The organism is Nostoc sp. DedQUE08 (assembly GCF_034530895.1).
Lineage (GTDB): Bacteria > Cyanobacteriota > Cyanobacteriia > Cyanobacteriales > Nostocaceae > Nostoc.
Map to the genome: position 1 here is coordinate 16,538 of NZ_JAVRCD010000060.1, position 20,050 is coordinate 36,587.

Here is a 20,050-nt window from a genome sequence, read left to right on the forward strand (position 1 = left end):
GAGGACACAAAAAAATGCTACTCTGTGTTTCTTGTACTTTCCAGAGAAAGATAGAAGTTACAATCAAAGTCATGAAGCCAATGCCTATAGGACTAAATGACTATGCGAATTAAGGAAATTTCTGTCAGTGGCTTATTTGGAATTTTTGACCATGTGATTCCATTGAATATAGATGAACGAATCACCATCATTCATGGACCAAATGGTTTTGGAAAAACAGCAATGTTAAGAATTTTGAATAATTTGTTTAACTCTCGATACGCAGAATTGAGAACTATCCCGTTTAGAAAATTTAGAGTTCAATTTGATGATCGTACTAGTGTTGAAATAATCAAAGATTACGAGAATGTAAGAGACTCAAAAACTAAAAATATTGTTTTCAACTTTTATAAACCTGATTCAATACCAGCTTCTTTTTCTTTAAAGCGAGTAAATATTCGTTCTGATAGAAACATTTTCATTAGTCCTGCTTCCGAGGATGTAATACCAGACAAAGAATATATATATCCTCTAAGATTAATGAATCTTTCCTATGGAAGAACTTTTTCTTTAGAAAAATATGAAGAATATCTAGAGGAATTAGATAGTTTATCGTCCTCAAATTTGAAGTTACAAGAAGAGCCTGATTGGCTAAAACAATTAAAAAGCAATATTCATATTCGGCTCATTGAATCACAACGCTTACTTAATTTTGTTCCTAACCGTTCTAGACAGTCTACTGAAACACCTTCAATGTTGTCAACTGTGTCTGCCTATTCTGATGAACTTGCTAAACTGATGCAAGATAAATTTAAGGAATACGGTACAACATCTCAATCTCTTGACAGGACTTTTCCAGTTAGGGTAGTTAAGCAACAGCCATCCACAGATTTAACAGATGAACAACTTCGTCATCAACTAAACGAACTTGAAGCGACTCGCTCTCGTCTGATAGAAGTAGGGCTTTTGGATAAAGATGAAGATACTGAATTTCAAATCCAGCCTCAAGATATAGATGAAAGTACCAAAAATGCTTTGTCAGTATATGTTCAAGATGTGGAAAATAAGCTAAATGTTTTTGCTGAAATTGCAAGTAAAATTGATTTACTAAGGAAAATTATTAATAATAAGTTTGCATATTCATACAAAGAGATAAACTTTAGTAAAGAAAAGGGATTCGTTGTCACAACAAGTTATGACTCACCATTATCTAATTCAAATACTCTTTTACCAACAGATTTATCATCTGGCGAACAACATGAGTTAGTTCTTCTCTATGAACTACTATTTAAAGTCCAACCTAACTCTCTAGTTTTAATTGATGAGCCTGAATTATCTCTTCATGTAGGTTGGCAAGTTCAGTTTTTAAAGGACTTGCAAGACATTACACAGCTTGCAGATTTAAATATACTAATGGCTACTCATTCACCAGATATCATTCAAGATCGCTGGGATTTGACGGTTGAATTGAAAGGGCCACAAAAGTGAGAGATTTTCTAACAGTTGACCGTGTTGCTAACCAAATACGATTACGAAGAAGCACATATACTGGAACTTTTTTATTAGTGGAAGGAAGTTCTGATAAAACTTTCTATAAGCGATTTGTTGACCAATTAGTTTGTGAGTTAGTCGAAACATCGGGAAAACCCTCTAGTAAGCAGCGTGCTATTGAAATTTTAAAAATTTTGGAGCAATCAAATTTTCAGGGAGTTTTAGCGATTGTTGATGCAGATTTTGACCGCCTTGAAACTTTATTAAACACCAGTCATAATCTGCTTTGCACTGATAGCCATGACCTTGAAACAATGCTGATTAACTCACCAGCATTTAACAAAGTACTTGCTGAATTTGGTTCTGAAGAGAAAATTGCTCAGTTTAATCGAGACGTAAAGTTAGTATTAGTTGAAAATGGGATGTCGGTAGGTTATTTGCTTTGGATCTCTAAATATGATGAATTAAATCTAACCTTTGAGGGTATTACATTTAGCAAGTTCATTGATGAGCAAACTCTGCAAATTGATGAACTCAAGCTGATTCAGGAGATTAAGAATAAATCCCAAGCTTTCTCTTTGGACGAAAAAAATTTGCAAAAACGGCTAAAAAGTCTGAAAAGCAAGAATCACGATCCTTGGCAAATCTGCTGTGGTCATCATTTGGTAGAAATTCTATCCTTTGGCTTACGCAAAGCACTTGGCTCTAACAAAGCTGCTGATGTTGAACCGAACAGTCTTGAGCGTAGTTTGCGGCTTGCTTATGAAGAAATCTACTTTCACCAGACACAACTCTACTTGGACATTCGTATATGGGAAAGTAGGAATCAGCCATTTAGAGTTTTGCGGAATGACACAACCGAGATTTTCCGAGATAAATAAGTAATTGTTAATTTATTTCTGAGCAGTACAACAGGGCAATAAAGGCTTGTTTACAACATCTTTTATGTCTACTGAATTCAACAAATCTTCCCAATATTTCTGAACTTCAGGATCGTTAGGACGCTGGCGGCGTAAATTAGCTAAAGTTCTTAGAGAATCTTCCCAAAATCCGGCTGTGGCGAATAAAACTGCCCGATCTAAGTCTGTGTTTGGTTGATTTAGCTGAAGAGACAAGTTTTCATCTTGCGATCGCACAATTGTACCTTCTACATAAGAGTCTTTGTCGCGGTTATTAGGATCGCAAATCATCGAAAAAGTCCAATTATATTCTTTACCTATTTGTAGAGATGGCCGATCGACAGGTACGTTTACACTAACAATACCATTCTGCCCAACAGGTTTGAAAGTTCCTTTATATAACGGGTCAATGCTATCACCATCCCGCAAAACAAATTCTAGTGCTTGCACTGTTGTCGAGGTTTGAGGAACGTAGAAAAAGAATGTCGGACGTTCTGCTGTGGTTCGTTGAGCTTCTTTATCTGTTGGTGTCAAGGGAATAAGATATTGTCCAGTTTGAAAGCAACTTCCCCGTGTTCCTGCTGACCTTACCCTACCAGGTCTACCTGGGACAAAGGCGATACGATTTCTACTGCTACCGCGTTGAATATAACCTGTAACATTTCTAATTGCAGCAGTAGCATATCTATCTCCAGGACGTAGCCGCTCTGCTTGCTGAAAATTCAATAAAGCTTTTCTATAGTTTCTCCGTTTGGTTTCGTTATAACCAAGCTGCATATATTGGGTGTAAGCAGATTTTGCTTGTGCCAGTTGGTAAACTGATGTTGCCAAAACCTGAGTCGTGCTTACAGGCTCGAAGGGCAGAAATGCTAAAGCAGCAAGCAGATAACTTGCGCAAAATTTATATTTCATGATGTTTATGTTTACTTGTAGTACATTATTTGGGTATATATAATACAATAGCCCAAGCTTTACAGTGGCAAGACTTTATGTGTGCTACTTTCAGGGAAGGCTGAGGTAATATTGTAATTTTTTTACAACAAAATTCCCGACTTTTTGAAGAAGTCGGGAATATGAACCTTTGGATTTTCAGTAGTCTAAAGTTAATAGACTATTAGCTTTTGCCTATTCCTTAATAGACATCTGGTGAAATTAAAGATGCGCTATCCAGAACCCTTGTAGAGACGTAGCACTGCTACTTCTCTACATTATTTCTCACTCATATTTTTAATGAGGTACAGCCAATTGTTCATCGGCTACCTGAACATGGTCGGTAACAATTTTGCGGAATACATCACCTTCAATTGTTTCTTGTTCTGCTAGCAAATCTACTAAACGCTCCAAAACTACGCGGTTTTCTTCCAACAGTTCTTTGGCCTTAATGTAGGAATTGCTAACAATTTCGCGCACTTGTGAATCAATTTTGGCAGCAATTTCCTCAGAATAGTCTGATTTATTCATCCAGTCGCGTCCTAGAAACACCTCTCCACTCTGATTTTCCAAGGACAATGGGCCTAATTCTGACATCCCGAAGCGTGTCACCATCTGCCGCGCCATTCCTGTGACGTGTTGCAGGTCATTGCTTGCACCTGTGGTCACTTCTGGCTTCCCAAAAACAATTTCCTCGGCGGCGCGACCACCCAAAGTAGCAGTAATCCGGGATTTGAGTTGGGAACGAGAAATTAATCCCTGTTCTTCGTTGGGAGTAAACCAAGTTAATCCCAGTGCTTGTCCCCGTGGAATCAATGTAACTTTCTGTACCGGGTCATGGTCTTTGAGCAATGTGCCTACTAAAGCGTGTCCAACTTCATGATAGGCAATCAAGCGCTTGCTCTTGCTGTCTACTAAGGCGGTACCTTCCATACCTGCAACAACTCGGTCTACAGCAGCATCAATTTCTAAAAGAGTGACGGCTTCTTTACGTCTTCTAGCGGTGAGAATAGCAGCTTCGTTGAGTAAGTTAGCTAAATCTGCGCCAGTAAAACCAGGGGTGCGGCGAGCGATCGCTTCTAATGATACGCTAGGATCAATTTTCTTATTCCGGGCGTGGACTTGCAAAATTTCTAGTCGCCCTTTGAGATCGGGTGGATCGACCATCACTTGTCTATCAAAGCGTCCCGGTCTGAGTAATGCTGTATCTAAAACATCTGGGCGGTTAGTAGCAGCAATAATAATGATGCCTGTATTACCTTCAAAACCATCCATTTCGGTGAGCAGTTGGTTGAGGGTTTGTTCGCGCTCGTCGTTACCGCCACCGATCCCAGCACCCCGTTGTCTACCTACTGCGTCAATTTCATCGATAAATATTAGACAAGGGGCATTATCTTTGGCTTTCTTGAAGAGGTCGCGCACGCGAGATGCACCCACGCCAACGAACATTTCCACAAATTCTGAACCGGAAATACTGAAGAATGGTACACCGGCTTCACCTGCGATCGCTTTTGCTAGTAAAGTTTTACCAGTACCAGGAGGGCCAATTAACAGCACTCCTTTGGGAATCCGTGCGCCTACAGCAGTAAATCTTTCTGGCTGTTTCAGGAAAGTCACCACTTCTTCGAGTTCTTCTTTCGCTTCTTCAACCCCGGCGACATCTTCAAATTTCACTCCAGTTTTTGCCTCCATTTGGAAGCGAGCTTTGGATTTACCGAAATTCATTGCTTGGCTAGAAGCATTAGTAGAGCGCCGGAGGAACAATAGCATTAAAGCCACCAGTGGCAAAATCCACATCAAATTAATCAACAGTCCAACAGCAGCTCGACTGTTAGCAGAGGAAACTTCGCCAAAATCAACATTCTTGTCTTTGAGAATGTTGACTAACTCTGTGTTTTGTGCCAAAAGTCTCACCTGTTGCGGTGGTGTATTATCTTTTTGTCCCTTGAGATAAACCTTTGCTAGCTGTTCGGTTTCGTCAAGCTCTACTTTCTCGACTTCTCCCGCCTTCACTTTCTTGATCAAGTCACCATAATTTAGAGAAGCGGTTTCTGCCTTTTGTGCCATGACAGGAGTACTTCCGAAAATTCCTGGCAACATAATCAAACTAGCAGCAATTGCACCAACCCAAGCAACGCGCTTTGAGGACTGCCTTTTTATCAATGCTTTTTTTCCCGAATTTGTCATAATAATTACCCTTTGTCTGCTGGCACAAGTTAAGCGCTGGTTTTATGCCTATTCTTCTATCAAAAATTGTAATAACTGGAAATTACACTTTTCTTATCTAGTCTAACTTCCACACAAAAGCATTCCCAAGTTTCTTCAGGCTATTACATAAAGTTGAGCGATCGCTATCTAGATTTATGCAGTTGTTAAGACTAGACATTGGGTACAAGAGGCAAAGGTGCGCAGATAGGGGAAAACTTCCTCCTACTTTTCCCCTGCTCCCCTACTTCCTCAATCTCCAGTAGATATTAATTTGACACATTTCGGCACAAATCGCTAAGATAAACATAGTCATAACGATTCCGCTTTTAAGAAATCTGGTGATAGTAGCTAGTTAATAGTTTGTGGGTTAATTATGGTGAAAATTATTGGCATTGGTGGTAGTTTAAGACCCAACTCTTATACCCAGCTTGCTTTAGAAGTTGCAGCGCAAAGGGTTGAAGCTGTAGGCGCAGAGGTAGAAATTCTCGATTTACGGCAGTTGCAGCTACCATTTTGCACTGGCGCAAAGGAGTATCCAGAGTATCCAGATGTTCAGCGCTTGCAAAATACAGTTAGTCAGGCTGATGGATTAATTTTAGCGACACCTGAGTATCATGGTGGCGTTAGTGGTGTCCTGAAAAATGCCTTAGATTTGATGAGTTTTGACCAACTGTCTGATAAAGTCACAGGATTGATTAGTGTTTTGGGTGGTCAGTCTAATAGCAATGCCCTAAATGACTTACGGTTAATTGTACGATGGGTACATGGTTGGGTGATTCCCGAACAAATTGCGATCGGACAAGCTTGGGGTGCTTTTAGTCCCGAAGGAAAATTAGTAGATGAAAAGCTCTCTCAAAGATTCGATCAATTTGCTCAGAGTTTAGTTGATAACACTCGCAAATTACAGGGCGTAAATTAGTTGTAGGATGGGCAAAGCTTTGCCCACCCTATTAAACTCAAACTTTACTTAATGATGGTGGTGGTGATGATGGTGATCCCCAGCTAGTTGGGGATTAACTGCTAAAGGTTGCTCTGACAACAACTCTGCTATATGAGTATCAGCCCATTGCGCCGCCATTGCCAAAAATTCTGGATGGTCGTTGACGCAAGCCATTTGCACGTAGTTCGTGCCAGGATGCTGTTTCTCTAAAGCATGGATGATATGGTGTACATCCAATAGAGTTTCGTGGTTTTCTGTGGCAAAGCCAATTGGCATAAAAATTACCACTTTCGCACCCAATTGGATCAGGTTATTTGCAGCTTGCTCTGCATTTGGCTGTGTCCAATCAATTAAGGGTGTGTCATGATTGAGCCAACCCACGGAGATTAAGGGATAGCGGTTAATCAACTTTTCCCGAACCAAGTCGTACATTGCTTCACTTTCGGCAATCCCAGAAGTAAAGCCTTTAGCTTTGTGGGGACAGCCGTGATTCATTAAGACAATACCGATTTGAGAAGGTAGATAAGCTCCGGCTAACTCAGCAATTTTCTCCTCAACCAGATGAGCCATCAAATCGATATAAGCTGGTTCGTTGAAGAAAGAAGGAATGTAGCGCTGTGCTTTAACCCAATGTTCTTCACCATCAGCCAACTCAACCAGAGCGTTGTTAACTTGCTCGATCGCAATCCCACTAGTAAAAATAGAATCAACAACCAGCAGTGGGTAAATCAGCAGCTTCTCGAAACCTTGGTTTTTGATTTCTGCCAAAACTTGATTGGGTAGAAAAGGAGCGCAAAAGTTGAAAGCCTTGAAAACTTGAACCTTCTCGCCCCATTTTTCTTGTAAATTCTTCTCAATCCCAGCACGCTGCTGTTCAAAGATGGCATTGTGTGGGGAGATAAAATCGTGATGTGTGTGTCCCCACTCATGGCGGTCAAATAGCGCCAAAAGCTTTGCCAGAGGCGGATAAATCCAGGTTGGCACTGGTGCAAATTTTGCTGTAAGTAGATTTAAAGCCTGTTCGTTATAGTTGGCGAAATCTTCGTAGCTTTCGACTTCGCCGTAGCCCATAAGCAATACGGCTACACGGTCTTTACCTGATAGATGCTCGTGGGTGTGTTGTACTTTTTCCGGCGTGGCAACCACAATTAATTCCTCAATATAACCAGAGTGCAGAGAAATATAAAGTTAGAGAACAGTTTGCACATTTTCCCTACTTATAACTTATTATCCCATCCAGGGGGATAGGATAGGTGGGAAAATCAAAATAATACATCAAAAGACATATAAAACTTATGTAGGGCATTGGGCATTGGGCATTGAACCAATGCGGTATCTGCTATCGTGCTGGAATAGCGAAAGTGCTTAAGATGCCAAAAAGCCACGTTTTCAGTGAAATTAATTTGGTGTAGCTTTTTGCTAAATACGTCTATCAAGATTTAAATCTTCAACAATGCCCAGCATCAAGTTAAGAGTTTCAAAATATTCCCTTAAAGACGCAAAGCTTAACACACTTTTATATAGATTAGGTTCAAATATATTATTTTCTACTGCTTCTTCAATGGCTACGTATATCATGTCATCAACAAAAGAAATATAAATATTTCTATTGGTTTTCTTGCGAAAATTAACTATTTTATCCATTAAACTAGTAGATAAAATATAACGGGCTTCTATTTGATCGTCCCCATAAACAATAAAGAATTTAGCAAATTCTGGATCTTCTAATTTAATTTCATCTTTGTTAGCAATATTAATAGTATTAATATTAGCCTTAATGAATTTTGGCTGAACGATTGTAACAGTCCGCAGATTTGTTTGAAATTTAGCTTGAAAAAATAATCCTTTAAAAACTACACTTGCACGAGTGAAGTTATTTCTAAAAACCTCAGCTTCAAATTTTTTATATTCAATGTTTTTACCTTGCAAAATACTGCCAAGTATATATGGAATTATTTTTAATAACCTTACAAGTAAGAAAAATGTATAAGATATAAATGGTGGAATAATAGTAAGATGATACAAGGCATACCAAGTTGAGTAAGTTGTGTCTTCTTGCAAAATTGTAATTGATGGAATATCTAGAGGATTTGTCCGAGAGTGCTTCAACTCTGATTCTGCGCGAATATTAGAAAAGTGGATATCAATACCATTGATTTTGCCATAAATATAATCATCTTGTATAATATTGTTTGATTTTACAATTCCTTGAAACAATTGGCTGTGGTTGAAGCTATCTGTAATATTTTTGATATCTATAGGTGAAGAATGATTTATATACCTTAATGTTTCTTTTTCATGAATAAAAGTGAATAATTTTTCAGGCATTTTTGATTTATAGGGGCTAAAAAATGTTTCAAATGCTGCACCATAAAAAATTATCCAAGCCCAAAAAAGTAACAAAAAGACTAATAAATAACAGAAAAAGAAAATGATAAATCCAAATGGTATTAATATTATTAATTCAGATCCAACCTTAAAAGACAAACTAGTTTCGCTAGAAACTTTAATAAAAGGAGATATAAATGTAAAAAACCTAATTAGTATAATTGCAAGAGATAAAAAAACTAGATGAGCAGTAACAATAGATAATAAAACTTGTTTTCTATAAGTTTCAAGTGTTTTTAATTCACTCAATAGATTTTTCTGACAAAATACTTTGAATTCTTTTAATGTTTTTGGCGTAAACTTTTCAAGAGCTGGTTCGGGTTCTTCTGGCAAGGTTTCGCTTGGTGTTTGTAGCTTAAGTTCTGATTCGGTAGGGTTTTGTGAAGTCGCAGACACATCAATAATATTATCTGTAAATAAAAGTCGCCTTGCCCATTTTCGTGTTGGTTCGTGTTCATTAATCAGGAGTTGCTGACAAAGAGCGATCGCCTGATTAATTTGCCCATTTTCGTGTTGGTTCGTGTTCATTAATCAGGAGTTGCTGACAAAGAGCGATCGCCTGATTAATTTGCCCATTTTCCTGATATGCTTTTATCAGTAATTTGTGTGCTTTTAAATATTCTTTCGTGGTCGGAGAAGCGGCTTGCCAGAAAATTTTAAATGCTCTAATTGCTTCTTTATAGCGTTTTTTAGTAAGAGCTTCATACCCAGTGTTTATAAGTTCAGTCGCTTGTGCAGGGGTGAGTGAACTTTTAGGTGAATTTAGTGATGATTTTTGTTTTGTAGGTTTAGCTTCTGAAAATACTTCGGCAAGATAGTATTGTGCTAATATCTGAGTTGTTTTATGTTTACTGTTGCTCAATTCTTGGCATAATTTAATTGCTTGATCAAAGTGACTATTATAGAGGTATGCGTCTAAAAGCAATACTCGTGCATATAAATATTCTTTTGTATTGGTTTCTGTATTATCTTGGAAAAAAAATTCCAATCCCTGAAGCGCTAAATTGTATTTTTTATATTGTAATAGTTTAGCTATTCCATTTAATAATTCCTGATTTTGTGCAGAATTAAATTTTGGCATTTTTTTTTAAATTACTTATGGTTTATTTCAATATTTACATTGTTTTTTGCTTGTAGATTAGCTTGAAACTGCAATTTTAGTTTATACTTCATCCACGAAGCTATAATATTTGTTGGAAACATTTCTACGGCGTTATTATATTCAGTTACGGCAGAGTTATAGAATCTTCTGGCGGCGGAAAGTTGTTCTTCTACTTCACTTAAGGAATATTGTAATTGGATAAAATGGTCGTTTGTTTTTAATTCGGGATATGCTTCAACTATTACTATAATTTTACTTAACATTATCGAAATTTGGTCTTCTACAGCAACTCGGCTATTGTCGCTTAAGTTTTTTGAAGTTGCTCTACTTCTGAGCCTACTAATTTCTATCAATGTTTTTTGCTCAAATTGCATATATATTTGAGCTAAGGTAACAAGTCTAGGTATCAAGTCGCTTCTTTTTTGCAGAATTACATCAATAGTAGAAAATGCATTATGAACTTGATTCTTTTTCTTAATTAAACTATTATATAGAATAATAAAAATACTTAAAACTAAAATTAAAAAGCTAATTATAAAAATAAACATTTGACTGATTAGATTAATCTAACATTATTTATAATTCAAATTAATAGTTTTTTAGAATAGTATTCTTTCGGAAAAATATGTAAAGAGGCTATAATTTCCTCAGTAAAAGCAAGGTAATATATATAAACTCCTTGATTTTTGAAAAAAACTCTGTACATCGTAAGACTCAAAAAATCAAAAATAGTGTTATAGATGAGTATAATTATTTGCCCTGGAATTCATGAGCCAGAGTTAACTGAAAGCTTTAGAGTAGAATTGTTAGATGTAGTTGGTAATAGCGCGATCGCACCTAATCCCCCAAATATCCTGGTTTATCCGGGTAAAGATTTTTTAGTTTTATCAGCATTTCATATTTTGCAGTTTTTGCGCGTTAGCCTAGCTCACCGCAGGTATGGCTTGACCGACTCTATAAAATCACCAATTATATTTATTAGCTTTAGTGCTGGGGTAGTTGGGGCAATAGGGGCAGCACATTTGTGGCAACTCTTGGGTGGTCGTGTGAAAGCGTTTATTGCTATAGATGGATGGGGAGTACCACTACAGGGAAATTTCCCGATTCATCGGATAAGTCATGATTATTTCACTCATTGGAGTTCATGTTTACTTGGTAGTGGGCAAAATAACTTTTATGCAGAACCAGGAGTCGATCATTTGTCCATCTGGAAATCTCCCCAAACTGTACAAGGCTGCTGGGTAGATTCATCCATCGAGATTATTCCACCCAAAGGTCGTCTGACAGCAGCTGAATTTTTGCTTATGCTGTTAAAGCACTATGAAGCAAATTAATCCGGACAACAGAATTAGGAGTTAGGAGTTAGGAGTTAGGAGTTTGGTGTTAGGAGTTTGGAGTTTGAAGTTAGGAGTTAAGAGTTTGGAGTTTGGAGTTTGGAATCAACATTTATTCTCCCCTCTGTCTAATGCCCAATGCCCCATACCCCATGCCCCATGCCCCATGCCCCATGCCTCATACCCCATGCCCCATGCCCCATCTACCCAAAGTATCTAATGTTTCCAACTGAACCAGCTGCTGTTAATAACGGGTTTAGCGCACTGCTAAAAAACCGTGGTTTTATGCTCCTGTGGATTGGGCAACTTCTGTCCCAATTAGCAGATAAGGTCTTCTTCGTTTTGCTGATTGCTCTGCTGGAGAACTACCCACCGCTTCCTGGGTTGGCACAAAACTCAATGTACTCAACCTTGATGCTGTCCTTTACAATCCCAGCAATTTTGTTCGGCTCTGCTGGTGGTATCTTTGTTGACCGATTGCCAAAAAAGCTGATAATGGTCGGCTCAGATGTCGTGCGGGGAATATTAACGCTGTGTCTTCCCTTGTTACCACGACAATTCCTGATTTTGTTAATCCTGACTTTTGCTATTTCCACGGTGACGCAGTTTTTTGCACCAGCCGAGCAAGCAGCAATTCCCTTGTTAGTGAAGCGAGAAAATTTGTTGGCAGCTAATGCGCTGTTTAGCAGCACGATGATGGGAGCTTTAATTGTTGGTTTTGCCATTGGAGAGCCGATTTTGAGTTTGTCGAAAAGCTGGATGGGAGAAGAATACGGTCAAGAGCTTGTGGTTGGTGGATTATATATATTATCGGCTGCAATTATGCAGCCAATTAAGTTTAAAGAAGACAAACCTCACCGGGAACATCGGGCATCAAATCACCCTTGGGCTGAATTCACTGAGAGCCTGCGCTATCTCAGGAAAAACCCTTTGATCTTGAACGCTATGCTGCAACTGACAACCTTATATTGTGTGTTTGCAGCCTTAACAGTGCTGACGATTCGATTAGCTGAGGAGTTTGGTCTAAAAGAAAAACAGTTTGGCTTTTTCTTGGCAGCAGCAGGCGTGGGTATGGTCTTTGGTGCGGCAATTTTAGGTCACTGGGGTGATAAATTGCATCGCAAGCCTCTACCTTTAATTGGATTTTTGATGATCGCACTAGTTTTAGGAGTGTTCACTTTTACGCACAACTTGTTGCTGGCGCTAGGACTCTGTGCATTTTTGGGTATAGGTGCTGCTTTAATTGGTGTCCCCATGCAAACTTTAATTCAACAGCAAACACCACCGACCATGCACGGTAAAGTATTTGGCTTTCAAAATCATGCCGTCAACATCGCTCTGGCATTACCTCTGGCGATTACTGGCCCATTAACTGATGCTCTGGGCTTGCGATTTATACTAGTAGGAATGAGTATTGTTGTCGTGGTTGTCGGTGTTTGGGCTTGGAAAAATACCCGCAATGTCTTGCAAGACGTAATTTAATTAATGTAGGCTAATAATCTAGCTTTATATCTAATATATAAAATTCTCAGAATTTAATTGGACTTTTCCATTAAAATGAAATCTTAACTACAGAATTCAGCATTAACTTTAGCTATAGTCTGAGGTTTGACCGTGCGATCGCTTTCCCCAATTAGTCTCCCACAAATCGAGAATCACAAACAGTCTCGTGCTTCTAGTCCGCCAGTCGTGCCCAAACGTGCATCTGGCGGTTTTGCTCTGCTTGACAGCCTTCATCGCCACGGCGTTGATTATATTTTTGGTTATCCTGGTGGGGCAATTCTCCCAATTTACGATGACCTATATAAGGTGGAAGCAACTGGTGCTATGAAGCACATTCTCGTGAGACACGAGCAAGGCGCAGCCCACGCTGCTGATGGTTATGCCCGTGCTACAGGCAAAGTAGGAGTATGCTTTGGTACTTCTGGCCCAGGAGCAACTAACTTGGTGACAGGCATCGCCACCGCCTACATGGATTCAATCCCGATGATTGTAGTCACGGGACAGGTAGCACGTCCGTCGATTGGTACAGATGCGTTTCAAGAAACTGATATTTACGGAATTACCCTCCCAATCGTCAAGCACTCGTATGTGGTGCGCGATCCCAAAGATATGGCGCGAATTGTCGCCGAAGCATTCCACATCGCTAGCACTGGGCGTCCGGGGCCAGTTTTGATTGATGTCCCCAAAGATGTAGCTCTAGAAGAATTTGACTATGTACCTGTAAAACCAGGTTCAGTCAAGTTACGCGGTTATCGTCCCACGGTGAAGGGAAATCCCCGACAAATTCATGCCGCAATTCAGTTGATTACTGAAAGTCGCCGTCCGCTATTGTATGTGGGTGGTGGTGCGATCGCAGCTGGCGCTCATGAAGAAATCAAACAACTAGCTGAATTATTCGATATCCCTGTCACCACAACTTTAATGGGGATCGGTGCCTTTGACGAACATCATCCCCTCGCTTTGGGAATGTTGGGGATGCACGGCACTGCTTACGCTAACTTCGCTGTTAGTGATTGTGACTTGCTGATTTGCGTCGGCGCTAGATTTGACGATCGCGTTACAGGTAAGTTAGACGAATTCGCTTCCCGCGCCAAAGTAATTCACATCGACATCGATCCAGCAGAAGTCGGCAAAAACCGCATTCCCGAAGTGCCCATCGTCGGCGATGTACGGAACGTGTTGATAGACTTGTTGCGTCGCTGCAAAGAAGCAGGGATTAAGGCTACACCAAATCAAAACCAAGAGTGGCTAAATCTAGTTAACCGTTGGCGCGATGAGTATCCTCTCATAGTGCCGCAGCATCCCGACAGCATTTCACCCCAAGAAGTAATTGTAGAAGTCAATAGTCAAGCACCCCACGCTTTCTACACCACAGATGTCGGACAGCATCAAATGTGGGCAGCACAATTCCTGAAGAATGGCCCAAGGCGCTGGATTTCTAGCGCTGGTTTGGGAACTATGGGTTTTGGCTTACCTGCGGCAATTGGCGCGAAAGTGGCGTTTCCTGATGAAGAAGTCATCTGTATTAGCGGTGATGCTAGTTTCCAAATGTGTTTGCAGGAACTAGGAACAGCAGCACAGTATGGAATAAATGTCAAGACAATAATTATCAACAACGGCTGGCAAGGGATGGTGCGCCAGTGGCAGCAAGCCTTCTATGGTGAACGTTACTCATGCTCCGACATGGAAATAGGAATGCCAGACGTAGAGTTATTGGGAAAAGCTTATGGCATTAAAGGCATGATAATCAGCGATCGCAGTCAATTAAAAGATGCGATCGCCGAAATGCTGGCACACAAAGGGCCAGTAATCTTAAATGTCCACGTCACCAGAGACGAAAACTGCTATCCAATGGTAGCCCCTGGTAAGAGCAACGCTCAAATGGTCGGCTTGCAGAAGCAACTGCCCAAAGCCGCAGCCGAGCCAGTGTATTGTAGCCATTGCAATGCCAAAAATGCTCCTACGCACAACTTCTGTGCTGAGTGTGGCACAAAGCTGTAACGGTTTTTGATAATTTCGACTAGAGAGGTAGGGGAGCAAGGATGAAGGGGAGCAGGATGCAGAAATTTCCCTAATTCCTGCCCCCTTTTCTCTTACGTAGGCATCCCTTAATCTTCCTGATGAGGTTGAGGTAAAAAGATATTTCCTAAATAATTCACTAAATCGCTTTGACTGTTGGAATCTAACAGCACCTCAGCTAATTCTTCTAATTGAGTAATCGATAATGTGCAAATCTGCTGTTATATTTCTGTTTTAATTGCAGCAAAGCGTTCTGAAAACTACTTATCAAACTTAGGTTTTATTAAAAATTCATATACTTTTTGCTTTAGTTAGTTAAATATGCGAGTAAGAGTTGATTTTAGATAAATCAGTTTTTTTTAAATTTCAGTAACATTCCTCTTTTATTAAAAAGTTAAATATAAATACAATATTAAAAGTTGTGCTGGCTTAGTTGATTAAAAAACGTCAATTATTCCAGGTGTATCTATTTGCTAACTTTTTTCAGACAGATTCAGTAGTCTTAAAATAACTGCTCTCTTTCTTTTATAAAAGAGAGTTGAGCTTCCTATTGATTAAGAAAAGTAGATTGTTGTTAGCGAATTAATGTACTAAGCATTAATAGTCTGTTCATTTGAAATCGCTGTGTTCAAGTTTATTGGACAACAGCGTTATGACTATATGGAAAAATTGCAGTTTTATTTCTAACTGAGAACAAACACAACTTCTTTAAGCTCTGAATACTTCTGAACGCATATAATCAATTCCAATCCCTATGCAACAATATATTTCTCATTTGCTCGTACTGGTATTAGGAACAAGTTCAACTTTCCTTGTTACTCCATCTCAAGCTCAAACTCCGGTAAAAACCAACAATCAAAATCTTAAGAATGTTACTTCCATATCTTCAAGTTCACCTTCAGCTACCCAATTAAGTGATTTTACCAATTCTACTAATAGCAAACCATCTCTTCTTTCTGAGGTAACTAATAACTCTTCTGCTACTAATACCAATATAACAGCAAATAAACCTCGTCCACGGGTTCCTATATTCAGCAGAATTTTTCCTACACCTTCGATGCAGCAATAATTAGCGATTAAATATTTAGTTTACTTGCTTAGGTCGATCAAAATTTGCATTCATACATTTTGACCTCTCTCCTTTAAGGAGAGAGGCTTTGAGCGTTACTCCCTAATGCTTTTAGGGAAGGGTTGTTTTTGTTAGCTATATATTGGACTCAACTGAGAACCACTATATATATCAGGCATACTCTGATTTGCTTTATGCTTGCAGCTGACAGAGTATTAAGCCAAACCATTGATTTGGATCTCTCCATACATGAAGAGGTAATAAACCTTGTGCAGTTAGTTGCTGTTTGATAAGATCAAGGTCAAATTTGCGGGAAATTTCGGTGAGGATAGTCTCACCTTGTGCAAAATTAACCTTAAGATTAAGAGCGCGTAATTCTACAATTTGCGATCGCAAGCTGCGTAAATGCATTTCTATTTGATGCTCGCTTTCATTGTAAAATGCTCGGTGTTCAAACTGGGTGGTGTCAAAGTTACCCTCAAACCGCTGATTTAAATGTTCCAGCATATTGAGGTTAAATGCAGCTGTTACTCCCTGGCTGTCGTTATAAGCTGGTTCCAAAATCTGTTTTGGCTTTCGTAAATCTATCCCCAATAAAAAATACTCACCTACTTGTAGAGCATTGGTAATTTGAGAAAAGAACACATCACACTCATCAGGGGTAAGATTACCTAAGCTGCTACCAATAAAACAAATCATCCGACTCGGTAATTGCGTTGGTAGGAGTTTTGCAAGGGCTAATTCATAGGTTCCCGCTAGTGCATAAACTTGGAGTAAGGGATAATCTTTTAATAACTGCTTGGCACTATTTTCCAACATACCTGCACTCACATCAATTGGTAGGTAATGCAGAGGATAGCCTAGTTGCTGATAGGCATCTAGTAAAATGCGGGTTTTACTAGAACTACCACTGCCAAGTTCTACCAATTCACAAACGCCAGTTATCTTGGCAATTTCACCAGCATACTGTTGTAAAATCGTTGTTTCTGTGCGTGTAAGATAATATTCTGGTAAATCGCAGATTTGCTCAAACAGATCGGAACCACGGTCATCATAAAAGTAACAAGGGGGTAGAGATTTAGGTGTTTGAGTTAATCCCTTCACTACATCACTCCCAACACTAGGTGCAACTATTTGAGTTGCTCCTACCAAACGTTCTATCTCCAAGCGTTTTTCAACGCTGCTTTGAGAAGTAACCTTGCTGTTAATAGCTTTAGATATCGACATGAAACCTCCGTTTGCTTGGCGTAATAGGTTACTTTGATAGCAGACCTTTACTCCAATCAGTGAAACACATAGCCATAGTTAATAAAATCATGCTTGAGCAATATAGCTCAAGCTTTCAAGCTATTTTTCAGCATTTTCCATTAAAATAGTAGCAAGTAAGTGCCTAAGTGCTATGTTCTCGCAGCGATAAAGATTTGATATAGGCAATATACCCCAAGTACCAGCAAATAGCAGATCGAGTCAACCCCTTCGGGGAATTCAAAATTCAAAATTCAAAATTCAAAATTATTATCCCCATAAATAAATTTAGGGGCTTGTACCATGAGTCTGTTTTGGTCAGAATGAAGTTGACTAAATAATGTGGCTTTGTCATATCTAGGACTTACGCATTGACAGAAAATCCTAAATGATAGATATGCCTTTCAAGGCTTTTAGCTAGATTTTTCAATTATCTTTTTGCGATCGCAATTAACAAAGGATGCTTTGTAAAAGCCTGAAACAACCTATTTACGTTAATACACAAGATGATTCATTTGTACAGTGCGTAACTCCTAATATCCTAAAATAGCGCAAAAGTTTTCGAGCGATATTCATCGTAGACTGGAGCAATAGCCTTTTTCACACTAAATTCACTCAATTTGAATCTCATAGTCTGCTCCCACACTAATGATGCTATTTTCTGGGCAAGCAATCCAATTACCTAGAAATATATGAATATTCCAACTTCTCTTAACACAATTATTAGGCAACAGCCTTACCCCTTTTTATTCGCCATCATCAGCGGTTCTCACTTATATGGCTTTCCCTCACCCGATTCTGATTATGACTTGCGTGGTGTGCATATTTTACCAGTTCAAGAAGTAGTGGGATTACAGACTAGAAATGAAACTATTGAAATTTCAGAAGTTCGCGAATCTTTAGAAATTGATCTAGTAACTCATGATGTCAAAAAATTCTTTTTGATGCTACTTAAAAAGAATGGTTATGTATTAGAACAATTGTATTCTCCTTTAATATTAATAACCTCACCTGAACATGAGGAATTGAAAATCATTGCTAAAAATTATATTACCCGTCATCATAGCTACCATTATTTTGGTTTTGCCGCAACACAATGGAAACTTTTTGAGAAAGAACATACACATCGAATTAAACCATTACTTTATGTTTACCGAGTTCTATTAACTGGTATCTATCTAATGCAAACAGGAGTAGTTGAGTCTAATTTAGTTAAGCTAAATGAGGTTTTTAATTTACCCTATATTTCTGATTTGATCTCCCAAAAATTAACAGATACAGAAAAATCTATTTTGTCAGGTATTAATGTAGCTTTTTATCAAAGAGAATATGAACGTCTGCATAATAAGTTACAAGATGCATATCAATCTAGCTCATTACCAGAAGCACCTTCAGCTAATGCAGATTTGGATAATTTGTTAATACGCCTGAGAACAAAGAGCTATAACTTATAAGCTTTTAACTCCTCATTACTAGCCTTTTTAAACAAGATAAATTTAGAAATTGAAAATTCGGCGTGATTTATAGATAACGGTATTAATTTATTTATATGCACGTTGTTAAAATTATGATTGATGAATTGACTAATATTATTTTTTAGAAAACATTTTTGTTGAAAATATGCTGTAAAGACAAGATAAATGATCCTCTAAAAAATGAAGTTAAGAGTTAAAAACTCCTAACTTCTAACTTTTTTACCACTTCAAATTCCAAGCAGCAAAAGCTAAAGCACCCCAACCTGCAAGAAAGGCTGTGCCGCCTAGTGGTGCGATCGCTCCCAAGGATTTAATACCGGTTAAGCTAAGGGCGTACAAGCTACCTGAGAAAATAGCAATGCCAATAATAAATAGCCATCCACTGGCTACGAGTGTGGGTTGAGGCGACTCGGTACGACTAATTAGTATTGCTACTAGAAAAAGTGCCAGAGCATGATACATTTGGTAACGAGCGCCAGTTTCAAAAATTTCTAGCGATCGCTCACTAATCTTTTCCCGCAGGGCATGGGAAGCAAAAGCACCAGCAGCAACCGACAAACCGCCTAAAATGGCAGCTACGCTCAAAAAAATCTGCGTCATGAGACCTAGCCGTAAGTTTGTAAAGTAGTCATTGGTCATTGGTCATTAGTCATTAGTAATTGGTCATTAGTGAATAACAAATAACAAATGACAAAGGACGAAGGACAAAGGACAAATGACTAATGACAATTAGACATCAAAATGATATGATACAGCCCCTTCTTCGTTCACCTTAAAATTTGCATTGAATTCTTTAGCTTTTTCATCTAAATATTGTCTGGCGTGGGCTGCGGGTAATTGTGACTGGATGGCAAAGCCTAAAACAGTTACGCGCCCGTGATTTTCTTGTAGCATCTCATAAAAAATCGATTGCAGGCGATCGCTAACTTGTTGATTAATTGCCTTTTTCTCCTGCCGACTTTGACGGTACAATCCCAATGCTAACCACGTGCCCAGTGTTAGGGTAGGGACACCAAAAATTAGACCACCAACAGCAGCATTATTATCTTCATAAGTAGCATTCGGTGCGTTAAACTCATACTCACCCGCCGGTATTGAGATGGCTTTAGGTGTAGCGAATTTTTCTAGTGCCGCTGTTGCTGATAGAGTTACAAACATGAATCCGAGTGTCAGTAGCCAACCGGCAGCTAATTTTTCAGCAGTTTTCATAGTTTCACTTCAGATTTACACTTTGCTTGCGATTTTAACCTGACTTTCATAAAGGTTCCAATATCTCAATTAACCTGACTTTTCACGTTATGTGGAAAAGTCTACCAAAAATCCCCTTACCGCGTCAGTAAAGGGGAAAATTCAAAATCTCTCTCCTAAAAGGAGAGATAAATAGAAGTGAGGTTTTTCAGATACTGTGAAAAGTCAAATCAATTAACTCCCAATTACAGTTTTTTAGCTTTTACACAATATTTTTTGC

General features: G+C 38.8%; 18 protein-coding genes. 8 read left to right on the forward strand and 10 right to left on the reverse strand.

Annotated elements, in window-relative coordinates:
• Positions 1 to 102 precede the first annotated feature (102 nt).
• Both RMY64_RS29410 and RMY64_RS29415 read left to right on the forward strand, forming a co-directional pair.
• Positions 103 to 1,467, forward strand: a complete 1,365-nt coding sequence (locus RMY64_RS29410) for an AAA family ATPase (RefSeq protein WP_322701857.1) — start codon at positions 103 to 105, stop codon at positions 1,465 to 1,467.
• Positions 1,464 to 2,351 carry a DUF4435 domain-containing protein gene (locus tag RMY64_RS29415; RefSeq protein WP_322701858.1) on the forward strand — a complete coding sequence of 296 codons (888 nt, stop codon included), beginning with the start codon at positions 1,464 to 1,466 and terminating at the stop codon, positions 2,349 to 2,351. Before RMY64_RS29410 ends, RMY64_RS29415 begins: the two co-directional genes overlap by 4 nt.
• Before the next feature lie 12 nt (positions 2,352 to 2,363).
• Here the strand turns inward: RMY64_RS29415 and RMY64_RS29420 are convergent, their stop codons facing one another.
• On the reverse strand, positions 2,364 to 3,281 hold the full coding sequence (locus RMY64_RS29420) for a DUF928 domain-containing protein (RefSeq protein WP_322701859.1): 918 nt from the start codon (positions 3,279 to 3,281) through the stop codon (positions 2,364 to 2,366).
• A 315-nt stretch (positions 3,282 to 3,596) separates the two neighbouring features.
• A complete protein-coding gene (ftsH, locus tag RMY64_RS29425; protein ID WP_322686543.1) occupies positions 3,597 to 5,486 on the reverse strand; it encodes an ATP-dependent zinc metalloprotease FtsH in 1,890 nt (629 codons plus the stop codon).
• Between the two features lie 394 nt (positions 5,487 to 5,880).
• On the opposite strand from ftsH, the gene RMY64_RS29430 reads away from it, so the two are divergent.
• A complete protein-coding gene (locus tag RMY64_RS29430) occupies positions 5,881 to 6,426 on the forward strand; it encodes an NADPH-dependent FMN reductase (RefSeq protein WP_322673192.1) in 546 nt (181 codons plus the stop codon).
• A 48-nt stretch (positions 6,427 to 6,474) separates the two neighbouring features.
• On the opposite strand, the gene RMY64_RS29435 is transcribed toward RMY64_RS29430, so the two are convergent.
• The 4 genes from RMY64_RS29435 to RMY64_RS29450 all read right to left on the reverse strand — a co-directional run bounded on the left by RMY64_RS29435 (position 6,475) and on the right by RMY64_RS29450 (position 10,485).
• A complete protein-coding gene (locus RMY64_RS29435; protein ID WP_322673193.1) occupies positions 6,475 to 7,593 on the reverse strand; it encodes a ferrochelatase in 1,119 nt (372 codons plus the stop codon).
• Between the two features lie 273 nt (positions 7,594 to 7,866).
• Positions 7,867 to 9,363, reverse strand: coding sequence for a DUF3137 domain-containing protein (locus tag RMY64_RS29440; protein ID WP_322701860.1), 1,497 nt, complete (start codon positions 9,361 to 9,363; stop codon positions 7,867 to 7,869).
• Positions 9,329 to 9,916 carry a hypothetical protein gene (locus RMY64_RS29445; protein ID WP_322673195.1) on the reverse strand — a complete coding sequence of 196 codons (588 nt, stop codon included), beginning with the start codon at positions 9,914 to 9,916 and terminating at the stop codon, positions 9,329 to 9,331. The genes RMY64_RS29440 and RMY64_RS29445 overlap by 35 nt, the downstream gene beginning before the upstream one ends.
• Before the next feature lie 11 nt (positions 9,917 to 9,927).
• A complete protein-coding gene (locus tag RMY64_RS29450) occupies positions 9,928 to 10,485 on the reverse strand; it encodes a LemA family protein (RefSeq protein ID WP_322673196.1) in 558 nt (185 codons plus the stop codon).
• A 192-nt stretch (positions 10,486 to 10,677) separates the two neighbouring features.
• Here RMY64_RS29450 and RMY64_RS29455 point away from each other — a divergent pair, with 192 nt between their 5' ends.
• From RMY64_RS29455 to ilvB, 3 genes are all read left to right on the forward strand, one after another.
• The gene (locus RMY64_RS29455) at positions 10,678 to 11,271 is read left to right on the forward strand and encodes a hypothetical protein (RefSeq protein ID WP_322673197.1); all 594 of its coding nucleotides are present in this window, start codon (positions 10,678 to 10,680) and stop codon (positions 11,269 to 11,271) included.
• 219 nt (positions 11,272 to 11,490) lie between these two features.
• On the forward strand, positions 11,491 to 12,753 hold the full coding sequence (locus tag RMY64_RS29460; RefSeq protein WP_322673198.1) for an MFS transporter: 1,263 nt from the start codon (positions 11,491 to 11,493) through the stop codon (positions 12,751 to 12,753).
• 126 nt (positions 12,754 to 12,879) lie between these two features.
• The gene (ilvB, locus tag RMY64_RS29465) at positions 12,880 to 14,775 is read left to right on the forward strand and encodes a biosynthetic-type acetolactate synthase large subunit (protein ID WP_322673199.1); all 1,896 of its coding nucleotides are present in this window, start codon (positions 12,880 to 12,882) and stop codon (positions 14,773 to 14,775) included.
• Between the two features lie 107 nt (positions 14,776 to 14,882).
• Here ilvB and RMY64_RS29470 read toward each other — a convergent pair whose 3' ends face one another.
• Positions 14,883 to 15,008 carry a DUF4351 domain-containing protein gene (locus RMY64_RS29470; RefSeq protein ID WP_322673229.1) on the reverse strand — a complete coding sequence of 42 codons (126 nt, stop codon included), beginning with the start codon at positions 15,006 to 15,008 and terminating at the stop codon, positions 14,883 to 14,885.
• 539 nt (positions 15,009 to 15,547) lie between these two features.
• Here RMY64_RS29470 and RMY64_RS29475 point away from each other — a divergent pair.
• Positions 15,548 to 15,862, forward strand: a complete 315-nt coding sequence (locus RMY64_RS29475) for a hypothetical protein (protein ID WP_322693185.1) — start codon at positions 15,548 to 15,550, stop codon at positions 15,860 to 15,862.
• A 192-nt stretch (positions 15,863 to 16,054) separates the two neighbouring features.
• Here RMY64_RS29475 and egtD read toward each other — a convergent pair whose 3' ends face one another.
• Positions 16,055 to 17,089 carry an L-histidine N(alpha)-methyltransferase gene (egtD, locus tag RMY64_RS29480; RefSeq protein ID WP_322673200.1) on the reverse strand — a complete coding sequence of 345 codons (1,035 nt, stop codon included), beginning with the start codon at positions 17,087 to 17,089 and terminating at the stop codon, positions 16,055 to 16,057.
• 710 nt (positions 17,090 to 17,799) lie between these two features.
• Between egtD and RMY64_RS29485 the strand changes: the two genes are divergently transcribed.
• Positions 17,800 to 18,561, forward strand: a complete 762-nt coding sequence (locus tag RMY64_RS29485; protein WP_322701861.1) for a DNA polymerase beta superfamily protein — start codon at positions 17,800 to 17,802, stop codon at positions 18,559 to 18,561.
• 240 nt (positions 18,562 to 18,801) lie between these two features.
• Here RMY64_RS29485 and RMY64_RS29490 read toward each other — a convergent pair whose 3' ends face one another.
• Complete coding sequence (locus RMY64_RS29490; RefSeq protein ID WP_322673202.1) at positions 18,802 to 19,182, reverse strand: DUF423 domain-containing protein; 381 nt, start codon at positions 19,180 to 19,182, stop codon at positions 18,802 to 18,804.
• 129 nt (positions 19,183 to 19,311) lie between these two features.
• Positions 19,312 to 19,791 (reverse strand): hypothetical protein, encoded by a 480-nt coding sequence (locus RMY64_RS29495; RefSeq protein ID WP_322673203.1) that lies wholly within the window; start codon positions 19,789 to 19,791, stop codon positions 19,312 to 19,314.
• Between the last annotated feature and the right edge of the window lie 259 nt (positions 19,792 to 20,050).